The following is a 17,186-nucleotide window of genomic DNA, read 5'->3' as shown; positions in this document are numbered from 1 at the left end:
GCGAACAATGTGAAGCCGTACAGCATTTGAACGAAGATTCGAGCTGATTCGCTAAGGCAGAAAATACCGTATTTTTTGCAATAAATAAATTTTGCTCACAGAGCCTAAAGTTAAAAAAACAAGGAACCCGTGCATTCTGAATGTCTTGAAATCATACATTTCTTGTACCTTGTTGAGGATATCCCTGGTGTTATTCGGGATGATGGTTCCTGGTTTCGTCACTCTGAGCCTTGATAAGGATCTCGCAATCCAGACAGAACAAAGTTCAGAATGACGAAGTTTATGTATTTATAGAAGAGTGACAGTAATGCACAAGCCTGATATTTATAAAGCTTCAAATATCGCGGCAGCACCCATTCCTGTACCTATACACATAGTAACCATTCCATAACGACCTTTGGTTCTTCTTAAACCATGTAGTAATGTAGCAGTTCTGACTGCTCCTGTAGCACCCAGTGGATGTCCCAAAGCAATAGCACCTCCAAGTGGATTTACCTTATCTGCAGGTAGATCAAGTTCCTTGATCACGGCTAAGGCCTGAGCAGCAAAAGCTTCATTGAGCTCAATCCAATCCAGTTGCTCCAGAGTAATTCCAGCACGTTTTAATGCAACAGGAATTGCTTTAATTGGTCCTATTCCCATAATTTCAGGAGGCACACCGGCAACTGCAAAACTCAGTAGTCGTCCCATGGGCTTCAGATTGTATTTTTTCAATGCCTCTTCACTTGCAAGCAATGCAATTCCAGCACCATCGCTAGTCTGAGAGCTGTTTCCCGCGGTTACAGTTCCTCGCGCGGCAAATACAGGTCTTAGTTTGGAAATAACCTCATAGGAAGTATCCGCTCTTGGCCCCTCATCCATACTCACCATTTTTTTCTTGACGCTCACAGATGACGTATCGAGATCCGCATGTCTCACGGTGATTTCAATAGGACTAATTTCAGATTCAAAATCACCTCGTTGCTGAGCTGCTACTGCTTTTTTATGGCTCTCAGCAGCAAACACATCTTGTTGTTCACGTGATATTTCCCAACGTTTTGCAACATTCTCAGCCGTAATACCCATTCCGTATGCGATAGCGATGTCCTCATCCTTAAAAATCACAGGATTTGCTGTATATTTATTGCCACCTAAAGGAACCATAGACATACTTTCAACACCACCAGCAAAAGCTAAATGCATCTCTCCGTTATTAATGGATGCTGCAGCAGTGGCAATACTCTGCACCCCTGAAGAGCAAAAACGATTAATCGTCATCGCGGGTGTCGATTGAGGCAGATCAGCCAATAAAGAAGCGATACGAGCGACATTCATACCCTGCTCTGCTTCCGGCATGGCACATCCTATTATCACATCCCCTATTTCCTGCCAATCTACAGATTGATGTTTATGGGTTAAACACCTGATCGTGTGAGCTAATAAATCATCGGGTAAAGTGTGACGAAAAACGCCTCTTGGCGCTTTGCCAACCGGAGTGCGCAATACATCTACTATATAAACATTGGTCATTATTAAATCTCCTTCTTAATTGCGCAGTGGTTTACCAGTCTCTAACAAATGACTGATCCTTGCCTGAGTTAATGGAGTCTCAGCCAGAGTGATAAAAGACTTCCGTTCCAAAGTCAAAATCCACTCTTCATTGACCAGTGTGCCTTGATTTACATCACCACCACAAATCACTTTAGCTAGCTCATTTGCAAGAAAATAGTCATGTTTGGAGATGAAACCACCTTCTAACCAGTTGATTAATCCCGCCTGCAACCGAGCGTGACCTTCAATACCAGCCACTTTAAAGTGTTTACTGAGCGGAGGTAAATAACTTGCTGCCTGCATGGCTTTGACTTGAGCCAATGCTGCAAATAAAACTTCATCTGCATGCATCACAATAGAATCTGAATGACGCAAATACCCCATCTGCATGGCCTCCACTGCACTTCCAGCGACCTGAGCAGTTGCAATCTGTTGATAATAGGGTTGAATAAAAGTTAACAAATCGGCTTGCTGGGCATGATTGGCTGCGCGCAATGCCATTTCCTTGCATCCCCCACCAGCAGGGATTACTCCAACGCCCGCCTCAACCAGCCCAGGGTATGATTCAAATGAGGCGACTACTGCATCGCAGTGCATCATCAATTCACAGCCACCACCTAAAGCTCTTCCCCTCAATGCCGCAATAGTAGGTATTGAACTATACTTTAAGCGCATCGCTACACGCTGAAATTGAGCAATCATATTATCCAGGGCTTGAAATCTGCCTTCCTGAATTAACATCGAAACACCACGTAAATCAGCTCCTGAACTAAAATTGGAAGCATCGCTCTGATGGATAATGAGTCCCTGAAATTGTCTCTCGGCAATTTCAAGTGCCTCCTCCAGACCATCCAGCACGGATTGGCCTACGGTATTTGCCTTACTTTTAAAATTAACTACCGCTACATCATCTTTCAGATGCCACAAACACACGCCTTCATTTTCGTAAATAACATCGACTGGATGCTGAGATTCTTTTAATACGCGATCATGGAAAAATTGACGCTGATAAACGGGTAAGGAGCTTCGAGGTTGATACTGATTCTGTTGCGGTGAATAAGCTCCTTCCTCTGTGTAAAACAAATGAAGTTCATCCAGCCAACCAGGTAATGCTACATTATTTAACGATGCATTTGATTTAATGGATTGATTGATATACCCGGTCATCTTACGTAAATCAGCTAATTGCCAGGTTTCGAAAGGTCCTTGCATCCAGCCAAAACCCCAACGAATGGCTAAATCAACGTCTCTGACATTATCAGCAATTGATTCCAGGTGATATGCGCAGTAGTGAAATAAATCCTTAAAGCACGCCGCTAAAAACTGAGCTTGTTTATCAGATGAAGAGACCAGATTGTGCATTCGTTCGACGGGGTCATTAATCTTCATTATCGCTTTCAGTTCATCACTCACTTCTGATTTGGAAGGAACATATGTGCCTGATTTAATGTCATAAACTTCAATGATTTTGCCATTTTTTCTATAAATCCCCTGGCCTGACTTTTGCCCGAGATGTCCTTCTTTTATCAAGCCCAGCAACCACTCGGGTAATTGAAAGCTGCTATGCCAGGGATCATCTCTAAGCTGATGATGCATGGTATGAATAACGTGTTGCATGGTGTCCAAACCAACAACGTCCATTGTCCGGAAGGTTGCAGATTTAGGTCTGCCCAGCAGAGGACCTGTTAGTACATCCACTTCATCTAATCCCATATCCATCGCCATAGTGTGATGCAAGGTCGCTAACAGTGAAAAGACTCCAATGCGGTTAGCGATAAAATTGGGAGTATCTTTTGCCCTAATCACTCCTTTGCCTAAATGACTGGTTAACCAGGTTTCCAGATTGTCCAATAATCTTGGTGATGTGGTAGTTGCTGGAATAAGCTCGGCAAGATGCATGTATCGAGGTGGATTAAAAAAGTGAACACCACAAAAATGATGTCGATGCTGATGTGGCAATACATCAGATAAAGAATTAATACTCAAACCGGAGGTATTGCTTACCAGGATAGTCTTCTCTGAAAGGTAAGGTGAGATTTTTTTATATAATTCTTCTTTCCAATCCAATCGCTCAGCGATAGCTTCAATAATTAAATCGCATGAAGACAAATCGGCCAGGTTATCCGTATAATTTCGAGCCTTCAAGTATGCGGCTGTTTGCGCTGACGCAAGAGGCGCAGGTTTCAACTTAGTCAAATTAGCGATTGCCTTGTCGATTAAACCATTAACTGGCCCCTCCTTTGCTGGCAAATCAAATAACAAAGTTTCTATTCCTGCATTAACACAGTGCGCAGCTATTTGAGCACCCATAACACCTGCACCCAGAACCGCGACTTTCTTGATGAAAAATGGTTCCTGCATTATTGTTTCCTCTTGATTGGTCATAAAATTAATAAAAATCCCCGATTTTTTTAGCTAAACCAGGGGCTGTTGACAATTAACTTGTTCAATCACTCGCAAACGCTTAGATATTGCGGCTTGTCCCTGTCTCTTGTGCACAACTCACTGAAATGCGATATTTGGTGCATCTTGAGCGAAAACCCGCACGCAAATCTGACATTTCCCCAAGACTTCATATTTGTGACCAAGAGTCAGGGCTTGTCCACGGGATTTAGGCAAAGTGGGAAATCAGCTAAACCGTTCGAATTTCCGCGGCTTGACCGCGGAATCCACAATCACCACCCCAAATCCAGGATCCCGCCGGCAAGCCTCGGGATTTCGGCTGAGATATAATTCAGCTCTACTCTTCGAATTTACGACTTAAGACAAATTAAATCGAATTCCTTGAGCCAAGGGCAGTTCATCCCCCCAATTAATGGTATTGGTTTGACGTCGCATGTACGCTTTCCATGAATCGGAACCTGATTCTCTACCCCCACCAGTTTCTTTTTCACCACCAAAAGCCCCGCCGATTTCAGCTCCTGAAGTACCAATATTGATATTGGCAATTCCACAATCACTGCCGCAAGCACTTAAGAACCGTTCGGCATTTTTTAGATTCTGGGTGAATAACGCAGAAGACAGTCCCTGAGGAACACCATTCTGCAGAGCTATTGCCTCATCTAAAGAGCGATAAGACATTACATAAAGAATAGGCGCAAAAGTTTCTTCCTGCACAATATCCCAATGATTTTTAACATCACAAACCAGAGTAGGCTGAACAAATGAACCGGCATGGTTTATAACATCACCACCAAAAACAATCTGACCGCCTGCTTCCTTGATTCTGGAAATTGCATTCTTGAATTGCTCTACAGCACCCTGATCAATTAAAGGTCCCATTAAATTACGACTGTCCAATGGATCACCAATAGTAATCTGCTCGTATGCGTGCTGTAATCTCTTGATAACATTCTGATACTGAGATTCATGAACAAACAAACGTCGCGTAGAAGTACAGCGCTGACCTGCAGTTCCCACTGCACCAAACACGATCGCGGGAATAGCCAAATGTAGATCCGCTGATTCATCGAGAATAATCGCGTTATTTCCCCCTAGTTCTAAAATTGTTTTCCCCAGGCGTGCCGCAACTTTAGCTGAAACCTTTTTCCCTACAGCAGTAGATCCAGTAAAGGAAATTAATGGGATTCGTGCATCATCCACCATCGCTTCAACTACATCATGCGATTCAGGAATAATCAGACTGAAGATTTCAGGACAGTTATTGCTCCTCAAAACGTTATTGCATATGTGTTGTACAGCCACAGCACAGAGTGGTGTCTTAGCCGAAGGTTTCCAAACAGTAACATTACCGCAAATGGCAGCTAAAAACGCATTCCAGGACCAAACAGCAACCGGGAAGTTAAATGCAGAGATTACTCCAATAATTCCATATGGATGCCACTGCTCATACATTCTATGGTTTGGACGCTCTGAATGCATGGAATTACCATACAACATTCTGGATTGCCCCACTGCAAAGTCTGCGATATCAATCATTTCCTGTACTTCGCCATCACCTTCCTGTTTTGACTTACCCATTTCAAGTGAAACCAGACTGCCTAAACTGTCTTTATGCTCTCTCAAGGCTTGACCAATTTGTCGAATGATTTCACCTCGTTTGGGCGCAGGGACTTTTTTCCAGGTCTCAGCCGCTTGTTCCGCACGATGCATAACCTGCTCATAATCATCCATAGTGCATGTGGCAACTTCAGCGAGTTTTTCTCCGTTTGCGGGACAAAATGAAGATAAAGTATGATGATGAAGTTTACTCTGCCAACCCTGGCCACTAAAGGCACCTGGATTGACTTCTTTGATATTTAATTGCTGTAATATTTCCACGGAAAGCTCCTAAGCGTAGTATTGACCAAAGCGATTATTCAGAACCCTATCCAGATGGAACTGTTCCTGTAAGATTAATCCTTTATACTCATTTGCCTGACCCAATACCAAATCCACCACAGCACAAACACCAGAAGCAGTACTTACTTGAATAGCAGACCATTCCAAACCACGAATGGTTTCAGGATACACCTTTTTGACATAACTTTTTTCAGTCAATTCACCTTGCTTGATTCCTTCAACAGTCACATAAACAATAACTATGTCCTGATACGTTTTGGGAATAGCATGTTCCAATATGCGTTTTAAAGTAGACCGATCTTCATTTAATCGCAAGTCATTCATTAATAAGCGCATTTTTTCACAATGCCCAGGATATCGCATTGTCTTATAATTCATGGATTGAACTTTACCCGAATAGAGCTCACCCAAACTACCCAGACCACCAGAAGTATTGAATGCCTCATATTCACAACCGTCAATTTGTATGGATTCCAAACCTTCCAGAGGCGCCATCACAACAGCTTTGCCGCCTTCGATACCGTAGCATGGATTTCCGTACTCATTAATCACCCCATCTGTAGACCAGGTTAATGAATAATGAAGTGCATTATTAGCTCGCTGAGGCAATGCGCCCACTCTCAATTTAGCATGATGGCATTGGTCAAATTCCTGCATCAGAGTGTTTGCCGCGATGCTGATGAAACCAGGAGCCAAACCGCATTGTGGAACAAATGCTGTTTCAGCATTCTCTGCGATAGCTTTAACCGCTTCGGTAACAGCAGTATCTTCGGTTAAATCAAAATAATGAGCCTTAGCAGCTTTTGCAGCAAGTGCCACATGTGTATTTAAAAAGTACGGTAAACTAGAAATGACTGCGATAATATTGTGTTTTTCTAAATAGGCTCGAGTGGATTGTTCATCTTTAACATCCAAAGCAACCGTTTTTATTTCAGGCAATGCGGCTAATAATCGTTTAACATCAGATCCATTAAAATCCACATCTGCCAAATGAACTTGATAAGACCCGCTATCAGCTAATAAACAAGCAATCAAGCTACCTATCTTCCCAGCACCAGTAATCATTACGTTGTACATACAATCCCTCTCCTTTGTAAAACGTAATTATCCTACACAAAATAAAACTGATTTGATAGACAGAACAAAAAAATCCATGCAGGAACGTAATAAATTTTCAGTTGATAATCCGGGCATATCTCTTCTTTTTCTATATAACTTGACCTTAATGGCTTAGTCATTTATCTTGACCACTTTAATCAATATGATTAGTTCATGAAGCCAGTAGCTCTTACCAACACCTTATTAATGGAATCTTCAATAAAGAACAACTATTTGACTTATCTTTCAGTCTTTTTTGCAGGTCTCTTGGGCCCGTTAGGGTTTGCCCCATTCCATATGCCCGGAATCACTATTATAAGTCTGGCGCTGTTGTTTTCAGTGGCACTCAACTGCACCAGGAAACAAGGTCTTATGCTCGGCTTCCTCTTTGGATTAGGTTATTTTGGTTTTGGGGTATCATGGGTTATTGTCAGCATCCACGATTATGGTGAATTAAACTATCTACTCGCTGGAATAACGACTCTTGCTTTTATCGCCTACCTGGCATTATTCCCTGCTTTGGTTATGTGGTTATATAAAATACTTGAGCAACCTCGCTATAAACTGCTTACCCTGTTGTTGTTTAGTACTTTATGGTGTTTTAGCGAAATAATCCGAGCCTCGATATTCAGCGGTTTTCCCTGGTTAATCGCCGGTACCACGCAAATCGATACCCCGCTTAAATACCTTGCGCCAATTATTGGCCTTCATGGTTTAAGCTTCCTGTGTGTCTTTCTTGCCTGCCTATTAGCGGTTGGAATTCGCGAACAATCAATCAGGCGTTTTTACTATCTCAGCTCTTTTGTCTTGATCCTAATCATTCCTGCTGCCGGCAAATACATCCAATGGACACAGGTTAAAAATGATCCCGTTTCTATAGGAGTAATTCAAGCCAACCTGTCCATGCGTGATAAATGGGATGAGAATTTATTTTGGAAACTTTTAAAATATTACGAACAAACAACTGAACAGCTTTTGGGAAAACAATTAATTATTCTGCCAGAGTCTGCAATACCCTTGCCTGCGAGCTATCTTGAGGATTATTTGGATCGTCTTCATGAGAAAGCATTAAAAGCAAAAAGCGCCCTGATTCTTGGTATTTTACAACCAACGGACACTAATGAGACACATTACCATAATTCGATCATAAGCCTTGGAACGGCACGAGGGGTACACGTTAAAAATCACCTTGTCCCATTTGGAGAATATATACCCAAGCCCTTTGTAGCAATTAATCGGTGGATGAATTTACCCGAACCCAATATCCTTCCAGGAAGACCACATCAGCCATTAATCAATGTCGCGAATCATCCCATAGCCAGTTTAATCTGTTATGAAATCGCTTACCCCAATATCGTCAGATTGCAGATGCCCATGGCTCAGTGGATCATTTCCATTAGCGATAACGGTTGGTTTGGACGCTCACTTGCCAGCTATCAACAGTTACAAATGGCACAAATGCTTTCTTTGCTTACTGGAAGATACCAGGTTGTAGTGAATAACGATGGTTTATCCTCTGTAATTAATCATCAGGGAGAAGTTCTTGATAGCCTTCCACCCTTTAGTTCAGGTATTTTACAAAGTGAGATTTTTCCTGCCGTAGGCTCTACACCCTGGATTCATTGGAATGAGTATCCAGTGTTTTTTTTGTGCTCATTAATTCTTATTTTTGCACTGATTTTGCAGGTTAGACGATTAACTAAGCAATAATCTATTGCTGGCGAGGACAAGAGGGGTTATTCTAAGCGCTTTACAGTCACTAATTTAATTGGACTATGGATAATACCTATAAACCCCAAGAAGTTGAAGAACAAGCTCAACAATATTGGCATAAAAAACAATCATTTAATGTAACCGAAGATTTAAACAAAGAGAAATTTTATTGTTTATCTATGTTCCCCTATCCCAGCGGAACCCTGCACATGGGGCACGTTCGCAATTATACCTTGGGGGATGTTATAGCCCGTTATCAACGAGCCCTTGGTAAAAACGTCCTTCAGCCTATAGGATGGGATGCCTTCGGCCTTCCTGCTGAAAATGCCGCAATTAAAAACGGGATCCCGCCAGCGGTATGGACCAAGAAAAATATTGCCGCAATGAAAGAGCAATTTTTACGATTGGGTAACGCTTATGACTGGAAACGAGAATTAACCACCTGTGATCCTGAATATTATCGCTGGGAACAATGGTTTTTCATTCGATTATTTGAAAAAGGCCTGGTCTACAAAAAAAATGCCGTAGTAAACTGGGATCCAGTTGACCAGACTGTTTTAGCAAACGAACAAGTGGTTGACGGTCGGGGCTGGAGATCCGGTGCCCTAGTAGAACGAAAAGAAATATCGCAATGGTTTATAAAAATTACGTCCTATGCTGATGAATTGCTGAATTCTCTGGATACTCTTGATGAATGGCCAGCTCAGGTAAAACAGATGCAGCGCAACTGGATCGGTAAATCCATTGGTACAGAAATCTATTTCAATGTAAATAATTACCCAAAACGCCTTAAAATCTATACGACTCGACCAGACACGCTGATGGGCGCAACGTATCTTGCAGTGGCAACCGATCATCCGCTAGCAAAGGAAGCTGCAACTCACAACGAAGAGGTTAAAGCCTTTTTAGACAGTTGCCAGGGAACAAAAATGGCCGAAGCAGAACTGGCCACTATGGAAAAACGTGGGATTGATACAGGAATGACTGCGGTTCATCCCATCACGGGTAAAGATATTCCTGTCTGGGTTGCCAACTTTGTGCTCATGCAATACGGCTCAGGAGCTGTAATGGCTGTTCCTGCTCATGATCAACGAGATTGGGAATTTGCCCATAAATACCAACTTCCGATTATAGAAGTGATAAAACCGGATCACGACAAACAGCATGATCTGTCTCAATCAGCTTATACTGGTGAAGGAACATTAATCAACTCAGGACAATTTGACGGATTACATTCTTCTCAGGCTGTGGAGTCAATCACCCAGTTTCTTGAAACGCATGAATCAGGTAAAGCAACAATTAATTACCGTCTTCGTGACTGGGGTGTTTCCCGACAAAGATACTGGGGAACTCCTATTCCCATGATACTCTGTGAACAATGTGGCGTGGTACCTGTTCCGGAAGAGGAGCTTCCAGTCACATTACCAGAAAATGTAGAGTTTACTGGTGCAGGCTCTCCTCTTGCGCAATGCCCTGAATTTGTTAACGTATCCTGCCCCAAATGCGGACAAGATGCAATTAGGGAAACTGATACCTTTGATACCTTCGTAGAATCTTCCTGGTATTACGCTCGTTTTGCCTGCAAAGGCCAGGAAAGTGCCATGCTTGACGATAGAGCCAAGTACTGGACACCAGTTGATCAATATATCGGTGGTATCGAGCATGCGGTAATGCATTTACTTTATGCGCGGTTTTTTCATAAATTAATGCGTGATGAAGGTCTTGTTAATTCAGATGAGCCATTTAAAGCCTTGCTAACCCAAGGTATGGTATTAAAAGATGGACATAAAATGTCCAAATCCATCGGCAATGTGGTTGATCCCAATCATCTGATAGATACCTATGGCGCGGATACAGCCCGTCTTTTTGTTATGTTTGCAGCACCACCAGAACAATCATTAGAATGGTCTGATGCTGCAGTTGAAGGCGCGCATCGTTTTCTCAAGCGAGTTTGGGCTTTTGCTCATCAACACATCAATTTATTCATTGATATTAATGACATTATTTTAAGTGGTAATGGCATTATCGATTGGCAACACACTGAAAATCGTTTAAAAAAATCACGACATGTTGTTCATCAAATACTGGCCCAAGCAAATAATGACTACGAGAGAAATCAATTTAATACCGTTGTTTCGGGTTGCATGAAATTATTTAACGAAATCTCATCGTATACCATCGAAACGGAAGACGATAAAATGTTCATCCATTCAAGCATGAGCATTTTACTTAAATTGCTTGCGCCAATAACACCCCATATTTGCCACCATATTTGGCAGCAACTGGGCTTTGAAAAAGCAATTATTGATGCGCCATGGCCAAAAGTAGATAAAAGTGCGTTAAAAACAGAAGAAGTTGATTATGTGGTTCAGGTCAACGGAAAGCTGAGAGCGCAATTTACGGCAAGTGCGGAGGCTACAGAAGATGAATTAATTGAGGCAGCCAAACTGCATGCCAAAAGTTTTCTGGAAAACCTTAGCATCAAAAAAGCTATAGTAGTCTCACACAGACAACTCATTAATTTGGTTGCAGGTTGATGAAAGCAAAATATTGCATCACCTTGCTTTTGACCATTCTTTTAACCGCCTGCGGATTTCATCTGCGTGGGATAATTGATGTTCCAGAGTGGCTCAACAATGTATCCATTATCTCCAGGGATGGAGATAAAGATTTAATTTCAAAAATGAAAACACAATTGGAAGGATACAAAATTGATGTCAATCCTGATCCTGCCACCGCAAAATATTGGCTAATTATTAATAAATCCAATGTACAGCAACAAATCATCAGTATTGGTGCCAGCACCAATCCAAGACAGTATCAATTAATAATGACTACTCTGTTTTCTCTGCAAACATCGAAAGGTCAAATAATTAAAGCCCCAAAACAAGTAATGGTCACTCGTCAGCTCACTATCAATAATGACAGAATCCTAGGTTCTAACGAGGAGCAAGCTATTTTATTAAACGAAATGCATCAAGATACGGTTATCCAAATTCTTAACCGAATTAGCCATAAATAGTTGATTCTTTCTGTTAAGTTAATCACAATCGCAAACAGCGTTTTGGTGGATGGATATAAACTTACAATTAAAAAAATATATCATGCAGATAAAACATCAATTGCTTAAACAGCAAATCCAGAAAAAACTTGACCCAGTCTATGTATTAACTGGACAGGATAACTACCTTATTGAGGATTCCCTTAATAGTATCAAGTCATCAATTAAAACGATGCATGACTGTGATGAAAAAATCATTTCCATTCAATCTTCGGAAGACTGGAACACCGTGATGGAAGAAGCAAACAGTTACTCCTTATTTTCCGATACGATTTTACTTAATATTCTCTATGATAAAAAATCCATAGATGCTACAGGAAAAAAAATTCTTACCGCATACCTTAACGCAATTAACCCTCGCTGCTTTATTATTATCAGAGCTCCAAACATTCCAGCAAAACAATTAACCTGGTTGTCCAATCACAATCAGGTTCTGGTCGTAGTAGCCTATCCATTAAGCTCGGATGCAATGAAAAGCTGGATTCAATCTCAATTTAAATTGAACTCATTGAATAGTACCCCTCAAATAGCCGACCTAATTTACCAATATACTCAAGGAAATATGCTTGCTTGTGCTCAGGTAATTGAAAAAATTGCCTTATGCAACCCTCCGGGTAGCCAGATTACAGATCAATTGGCATTAGAGCACTTATTCGATCAGTGCGATTATTCTCTTTATGAACTGGTTGATGCATGCCTGCAAGGACAAGCAGATAAAGCAATCCAAATCCTGAGACAAGCGGTTAACAGTAAATCTGAACCAACATTAATTTTATGGATGCTTACTCAAGAGATACGATTATTACTCCAGCTATCTTCTTTGATTCGACTTGGAGCACATATTAAAAACGCCTGCAGTGAATTAAAAATCTGGGCGCAACGAGTCAATTTATATCAATTAGCCATCAAGCGATTCGATGAGATGCATTTACAGCAGCTGCTTTGTTATTGTAAAGCTATTGATGAACAGATCAAATCCAGCCTCAACACCCAGGTATGGAATTCCCTGGAAAAACTGACCCTGTCTCTTAGTTTGGGAACGCAATGCACAGTATAGCAATCTTTGGAGGAACCTTTGATCCGGTTCATAACGGGCACATCGAAACAAGTATTACCCTGCAGAATTATTATCAATTTAATTCCTATTATTTTCTGCCCTGTAAAATACCGGCAATAAAACCCCCTGCACATGCGAGCAATGAACAAAGAATAGAAATGCTCAAGCTGGCCATAAAAAAACTGCCAGAGTTTAGTATCGATTTAAGAGAAATCAATCGCGACTCTCCGTCCTATATGGTTGACACTTTACAAAGCTTTAGAAAGGACTATCCACACGCATCAATTAGCTTAATTATTGGATATGACTCTTTTCTTTCATTGCCTCAATGGTATCAATGGAATCAAATTATAGAACTAGCCAATCTGGTGGTCATTAACAGAGAGCACTACAAGAGAACCCCTGTACCAGAAGCCCTTGCACACCTCATTGCAGCTAACAAAAATTGTTCTAAAAAAGAGTTATTAAACAGTGAATCAGGAATCATCTGCTTTTTTGATGCAGGAGATTATGCAATTTCGTCAACTGACATACGCAATAAACTAAAGCAAAACCTGGATGTTAATAAGGAATTACCCAAAGAAGTTTATGAATACATTAAGTTGTGGGCATTGTATCAATAATGTTTTCGGTTTGATCTACAGCTTTAACCTGTTTAATAAATTCAGGGAAATGAGCGTAGAGTAATGAAACCACAGGATCAAAACGCGCATAAAGCTTTGAATCATTAGAGTACTGTTGATACGGCAAGGAAGTCATTTTAACTGCAACCATAAGGAGCGCAACGATAAACACACCTCGTACAAATCCAAATCCCATGCCCAAGGTTCTATCCGTACCACTTAATCCTGCACGCTTTAAAATAAAACTGAGAATGGCATTAATCACACCACCTACGAATAAAGTGCCAAACATGATGATAATAAACGCTATAGCAGTCCGTGCTGATTGCTCCTGTATATAAGATTGAAGCCAGGGATCCAGCCTTTGCGAATAGTTGATTCCTAACCATATGGCCAGAACCCACACGCACAATGCGACGAGTTCTTTTACAAATCCTCGAAATAATCCAGTCAAAACGGATAAACTAATGACAGAAATGATGGCAATATCAACCCATTGTAATTGCATGGTTAACTCACTCCAGTATTCACAATGAAGCCATTAAGCTGCATGGCACTAGCTAATTGATTTTTTAATTTCATTACATCCAGTTTTCTAGGGGAGTGCCCAACGTATACTTTATAAACGGCTCCATTCCTGCTGGCAGTCTTTATAAAATTCGCTTTATAGCCCTTGGTTTGTAATCGTTTTACCAGTGATTGTGCATTGGATATTTGGGAAAAAGATGCCAATTGAAGCGCGTATAGATCTTTTTTATTTGCAGGGATGTTTTTTGCTTTGGCAACAGAAAGCACTTTTGTCGATTTTGGAATCGCTTTATTGCGTGTGGCGACAACAGGTGCAGGGCTTTTATGTTTTATGGCAGCTGCAGCTACTGTTTGTTTCGCTACGGATTGTTTCGCTATCGTTTGCTTTGCAGTGGATTTAGCAGCCTGATTTAATGCAAGTTGAACGGGTTCTGATTTAAGTTCAGGTTCTATACTCGCAACTGAAACAGCCTTATTCGTATTCACCAGATCAGATTTAATTGGTTCTGCCCGAACCAACTCAGACAGCTGATTCTCTTCAGAGACCGCCGGGATTTTGACTTTAGCGACCTTGATGGTTTTAAAAACATCCTTCTCATTGGTAGAAACCACATCAGGTACAAATGGTTTTGGTGGTAATTTAATATTAACACTGTAATTATTTTCAAGATTTTGGCTGGATTTTTTCAAAACGGCAGGTGCAAATATCGCGCCTAATGAAATAATAACGGCCAAACCAATTAAACGATGTTTCAGTTTCTCATCCATTACCAGTTTCATTGACTCTCCTTCTGCTCCAAAGTGTTATGCTGGGCAGCCATTACCTGACTAACCGTAAAAAATGAACCATAAACCACAATTAAATCTCCAGCTTCAGCATTATTCCAAGCCTGCTCAAAAGCAAGAAGCGGGGAATTATAGCATAAATCTGCACCAATTTCTGCCCCCTTGAATTGCGCCAACAGAAAATCTGCGCTGGCAGCTCTTTTGTTATCTAATTGTGCAGGATACCATCGATCAACACAATCCCTTAGAGGAATAATTAAACCAAAAATATCTTTATCTCTCAATGCGGAAAATACTGCATGTACCTTACTTTTGTTTTTCAAGTGTTTGACTCGCTCTGCCAAGAGACGGGCAGATTGGCGATTATGCGATACATCGTATAATACAGTTACATCACCCCTTTTGCACAGCTGCAATCTTCCTGGCAAAAACAAAGACTTCATTGCCGCACGATAATGTTCACTTGATACAGGTACTTCCTCTTCCAGCAATAAACAGGCGCTAATAGCAGCGGAAGCAGATTTTAATTGTATGCAAGGTATTGGCAGATCAGAGATCGTTCTGCCTTCAAAATCATGGCTCCAATTCGACTCATGAAGCTGAAATGAAAAATTCCTTGAATACAAAAAACTCGGTGAATCAAGGTCTTTTGCCACATGAAGAATGCTTGCGGGAGGATTTATATCTGCATAAATAAATGGTTTTTTCAATCGCAAAATACCGGCTTTTTCATTGCCTATGGCTTCCAGAGTGGTACCCAAAAACTCCTGATGATCGTAGTCAATAGTCGTAATAATTGCTAAGTCTGTATCAATAATATTTGTCGCGTCCAGTCGACCGCCCAATCCCACCTCAAGAATCAGCACGTCAAGATGTTGATTTTTGAAATACCATAATGCAGCCAATGTCGTCATTTCAAAATAGGTCAGATGAACGTCACCGCGTCCCTGTTCTATAACCTGAAATGCATGACACAAGTCCTTATCCGCTATAGGCTTTAAATTGACTCGAATACGTTCATTAAACTGAATAAGATGCGGGGAGGTGTATGCCCCAACCCGATATCCGGCGGTATGGTATATTGTTTCAAGAGCAGATACTGTAGAGCCTTTACCATTAGTACCCGCCACAGTAATTATTTTACAATCCAGGGCAAGCAGATCTAATTCTTTTGCTACTGCCCTGATTCGTGTTAAACCCAATTGGATTTCCTGATTATGACGGGATTCCAGATTAAGTAACCACTGGTTTAAATCCCACTCACTTGACGGGCTAGGCAAAATGACTCCCTAAATTTTTACCCGTCAATTTAGCAACTAATTCAGAAATCGTAGAACGCAGATTTTTGCGTTCAACTATCATGTCTATGTGTCCATGCTCCAGCAAAAACTCACTTCGTTGAAATCCTTCGGGCAATGTTTGTCTGACAGTCTGTTCAATAACTCTAGGACCTGCAAAACCAATTAAAGCATTAGGTTCCGCTATAATCACATCCCCCAGACTAGCAAAGCTGGCAGAAACACCTCCCATAGTTGGATCGGTCAATACAACGATAAAAGGCAATCCAGTTTCAGCGAATTTAGCTAAAGCAGCAGAAGTTTTAGCCATTTGCATTAATGAGAACAATCCTTCTTGCATTCGAGCGCCGCCACTTGCAGTAAAACAAATGTAAGGACGTTTTTCCTTGGTAGCAATATTGATTGCTCGGACAAATTTTTCACCTACGGTTGCCCCCATTGAACCACCCATGAAATTAAATTCAAAAGAGCTGACTACAATGGGTTGTTGGGATAAGGTTCCCTTTACAACAACAAGAGCTTCTTTTTCACCAGTAGCTTTTTGAGCTTGGGAAATTCTGTCTTTATATTTTTTAGAATCCCTGAATTTTAATCTGTCTTGTGGCTCAAGATTCGCGGCAATTTCTTCCTGACCAGCTTCGTCAAGAAACTGAGCAATTCGTGTGCGCGCTGAAATTCGATGATGAAAATTGCATGACGGGCATACCATGAGATTTTTTGCCAGCTCAGTACTGTAAAGCACTTCATTACATCCTGAACATTTAACCCATAATCCTTCAGGAACCCCTTTCTTCTGTGAGGTTTCAGTACGTATCCTGGACGGTAATAGTTTTTTAAACCAGCTCATAAATTAGAACCTATATAGTGAATCGATTATTATTATACACAAAAGAGAAGATATACTTAACACATCATGCTCTGCCATTCCTTGTCTGGAACTAAGTGACCAAGTCGTGGGACTAAAACTTCCAGATACAGCCCCCTGATGGGATCACATTCACGTTCCGCATTTTCTCATTATTAATGATTTAAATCTACCCAATACATGCTCTACACCACATTTAACTCATCATGACCAAAATCATAACATCCTAATTTTATTAGCCAATTTTTTGTATTTTTTAAAAAAGTGTACTAAGCGCACTAAAGTTTTTCGAGTCTGTTCCGATAACAATAGTGGGTACGGTAAA

13 protein-coding genes are annotated in these 17,186 nt (G+C 41.0%); 5 read left to right on the top strand and 8 right to left on the bottom strand.

The window, feature by feature from the left end; translation table 11 throughout:
- Positions 1–324: 324 nt before the first annotated feature.
- The 4 genes from G543_RS0110510 to G543_RS0110495 form a co-directional block, all read right to left on the bottom strand.
- Positions 325–1,509, bottom strand: a complete 1,185-nt coding sequence (locus G543_RS0110510) for an acetyl-CoA C-acyltransferase (RefSeq protein WP_028384466.1) — start codon at positions 1,507–1,509, stop codon at positions 325–327.
- Positions 1,510–1,524: 15 nt separating this feature from the next.
- Positions 1,525–3,891, bottom strand: a complete 2,367-nt coding sequence (locus G543_RS0110505; protein WP_028384465.1) for a 3-hydroxyacyl-CoA dehydrogenase/enoyl-CoA hydratase family protein — start codon at positions 3,889–3,891, stop codon at positions 1,525–1,527.
- Positions 3,892–4,290: 399 nt separating this feature from the next.
- On the bottom strand, positions 4,291–5,811 hold the full coding sequence (amaB, locus tag G543_RS0110500) for an L-piperidine-6-carboxylate dehydrogenase (protein WP_028384464.1): 1,521 nt from the start codon (positions 5,809–5,811) through the stop codon (positions 4,291–4,293).
- Between the two features lie 9 nt (positions 5,812–5,820).
- Positions 5,821–6,909 carry a saccharopine dehydrogenase family protein gene (locus G543_RS0110495; protein WP_028384463.1) on the bottom strand — a complete coding sequence of 363 codons (1,089 nt, stop codon included), beginning with the start codon at positions 6,907–6,909 and terminating at the stop codon, positions 5,821–5,823.
- A 195-nt stretch (positions 6,910–7,104) separates the two neighbouring features.
- On the opposite strand from G543_RS0110495, the gene lnt reads away from it, so the two are divergent.
- The 5 genes from lnt to nadD all read left to right on the top strand — a co-directional run bounded on the left by lnt (position 7,105) and on the right by nadD (position 13,384).
- A complete protein-coding gene (lnt, locus tag G543_RS0110490) occupies positions 7,105–8,640 on the top strand; it encodes an apolipoprotein N-acyltransferase (protein WP_028384462.1) in 1,536 nt (511 codons plus the stop codon).
- A 65-nt stretch (positions 8,641–8,705) separates the two neighbouring features.
- Positions 8,706–11,180 carry a leucine--tRNA ligase gene (gene leuS / locus G543_RS0110485; RefSeq protein WP_028384461.1) on the top strand — a complete coding sequence of 825 codons (2,475 nt, stop codon included), beginning with the start codon at positions 8,706–8,708 and terminating at the stop codon, positions 11,178–11,180.
- Entirely contained in the window at positions 11,180–11,665 is a 486-nt protein-coding gene (locus tag G543_RS0110480; protein WP_028384460.1) for an LPS-assembly lipoprotein LptE, read from the top strand. The genes leuS and G543_RS0110480 overlap by 1 nt, the downstream gene beginning before the upstream one ends.
- Before the next feature lie 82 nt (positions 11,666–11,747).
- Positions 11,748–12,761 (top strand): DNA polymerase III subunit delta, encoded by a 1,014-nt coding sequence (gene holA, locus G543_RS0110475; protein ID WP_028384459.1) that lies wholly within the window; start codon positions 11,748–11,750, stop codon positions 12,759–12,761.
- Positions 12,749–13,384, top strand: coding sequence for a nicotinate-nucleotide adenylyltransferase (nadD, locus tag G543_RS0110470; protein ID WP_028384458.1), 636 nt, complete (start codon positions 12,749–12,751; stop codon positions 13,382–13,384). The genes holA and nadD overlap by 13 nt, the downstream gene beginning before the upstream one ends.
- Here nadD and G543_RS0110465 read toward each other — a convergent pair.
- The 4 genes from G543_RS0110465 to accD are packed head-to-tail and all read right to left on the bottom strand — an operon-like array spanning position 13,359 to position 16,843.
- Entirely contained in the window at positions 13,359–13,892 is a 534-nt protein-coding gene (locus G543_RS0110465) for a CvpA family protein (protein WP_028384457.1), read from the bottom strand. The two genes, nadD and G543_RS0110465, sit on opposite strands and share 26 nt — an antisense overlap.
- A gap of 2 nt (positions 13,893–13,894) precedes the next feature.
- Positions 13,895–14,692 (bottom strand): SPOR domain-containing protein, encoded by a 798-nt coding sequence (locus tag G543_RS0110460; protein ID WP_028384456.1) that lies wholly within the window; start codon positions 14,690–14,692, stop codon positions 13,895–13,897.
- Positions 14,689–15,978 (bottom strand): bifunctional tetrahydrofolate synthase/dihydrofolate synthase, encoded by a 1,290-nt coding sequence (folC, locus tag G543_RS0110455; protein WP_028384455.1) that lies wholly within the window; start codon positions 15,976–15,978, stop codon positions 14,689–14,691. The genes G543_RS0110460 and folC overlap by 4 nt, the downstream gene beginning before the upstream one ends.
- A complete protein-coding gene (gene accD / locus G543_RS0110450) occupies positions 15,971–16,843 on the bottom strand; it encodes an acetyl-CoA carboxylase, carboxyltransferase subunit beta (RefSeq protein WP_028384454.1) in 873 nt (290 codons plus the stop codon). The genes folC and accD overlap by 8 nt, the downstream gene beginning before the upstream one ends.
- Positions 16,844–17,186: the final 343 nt, after the last annotated feature.

Origin of the sequence: Legionella moravica DSM 19234 (genome assembly GCF_000423305.1) — a bacterium.
GTDB classification, from domain to species: domain Bacteria; phylum Pseudomonadota; class Gammaproteobacteria; order Legionellales; family Legionellaceae; genus Legionella; species Legionella moravica.
The sequence above is the reverse complement of the archived record's forward strand: the minus strand, read 5'-3'. Positions and strand labels throughout refer to the sequence as shown.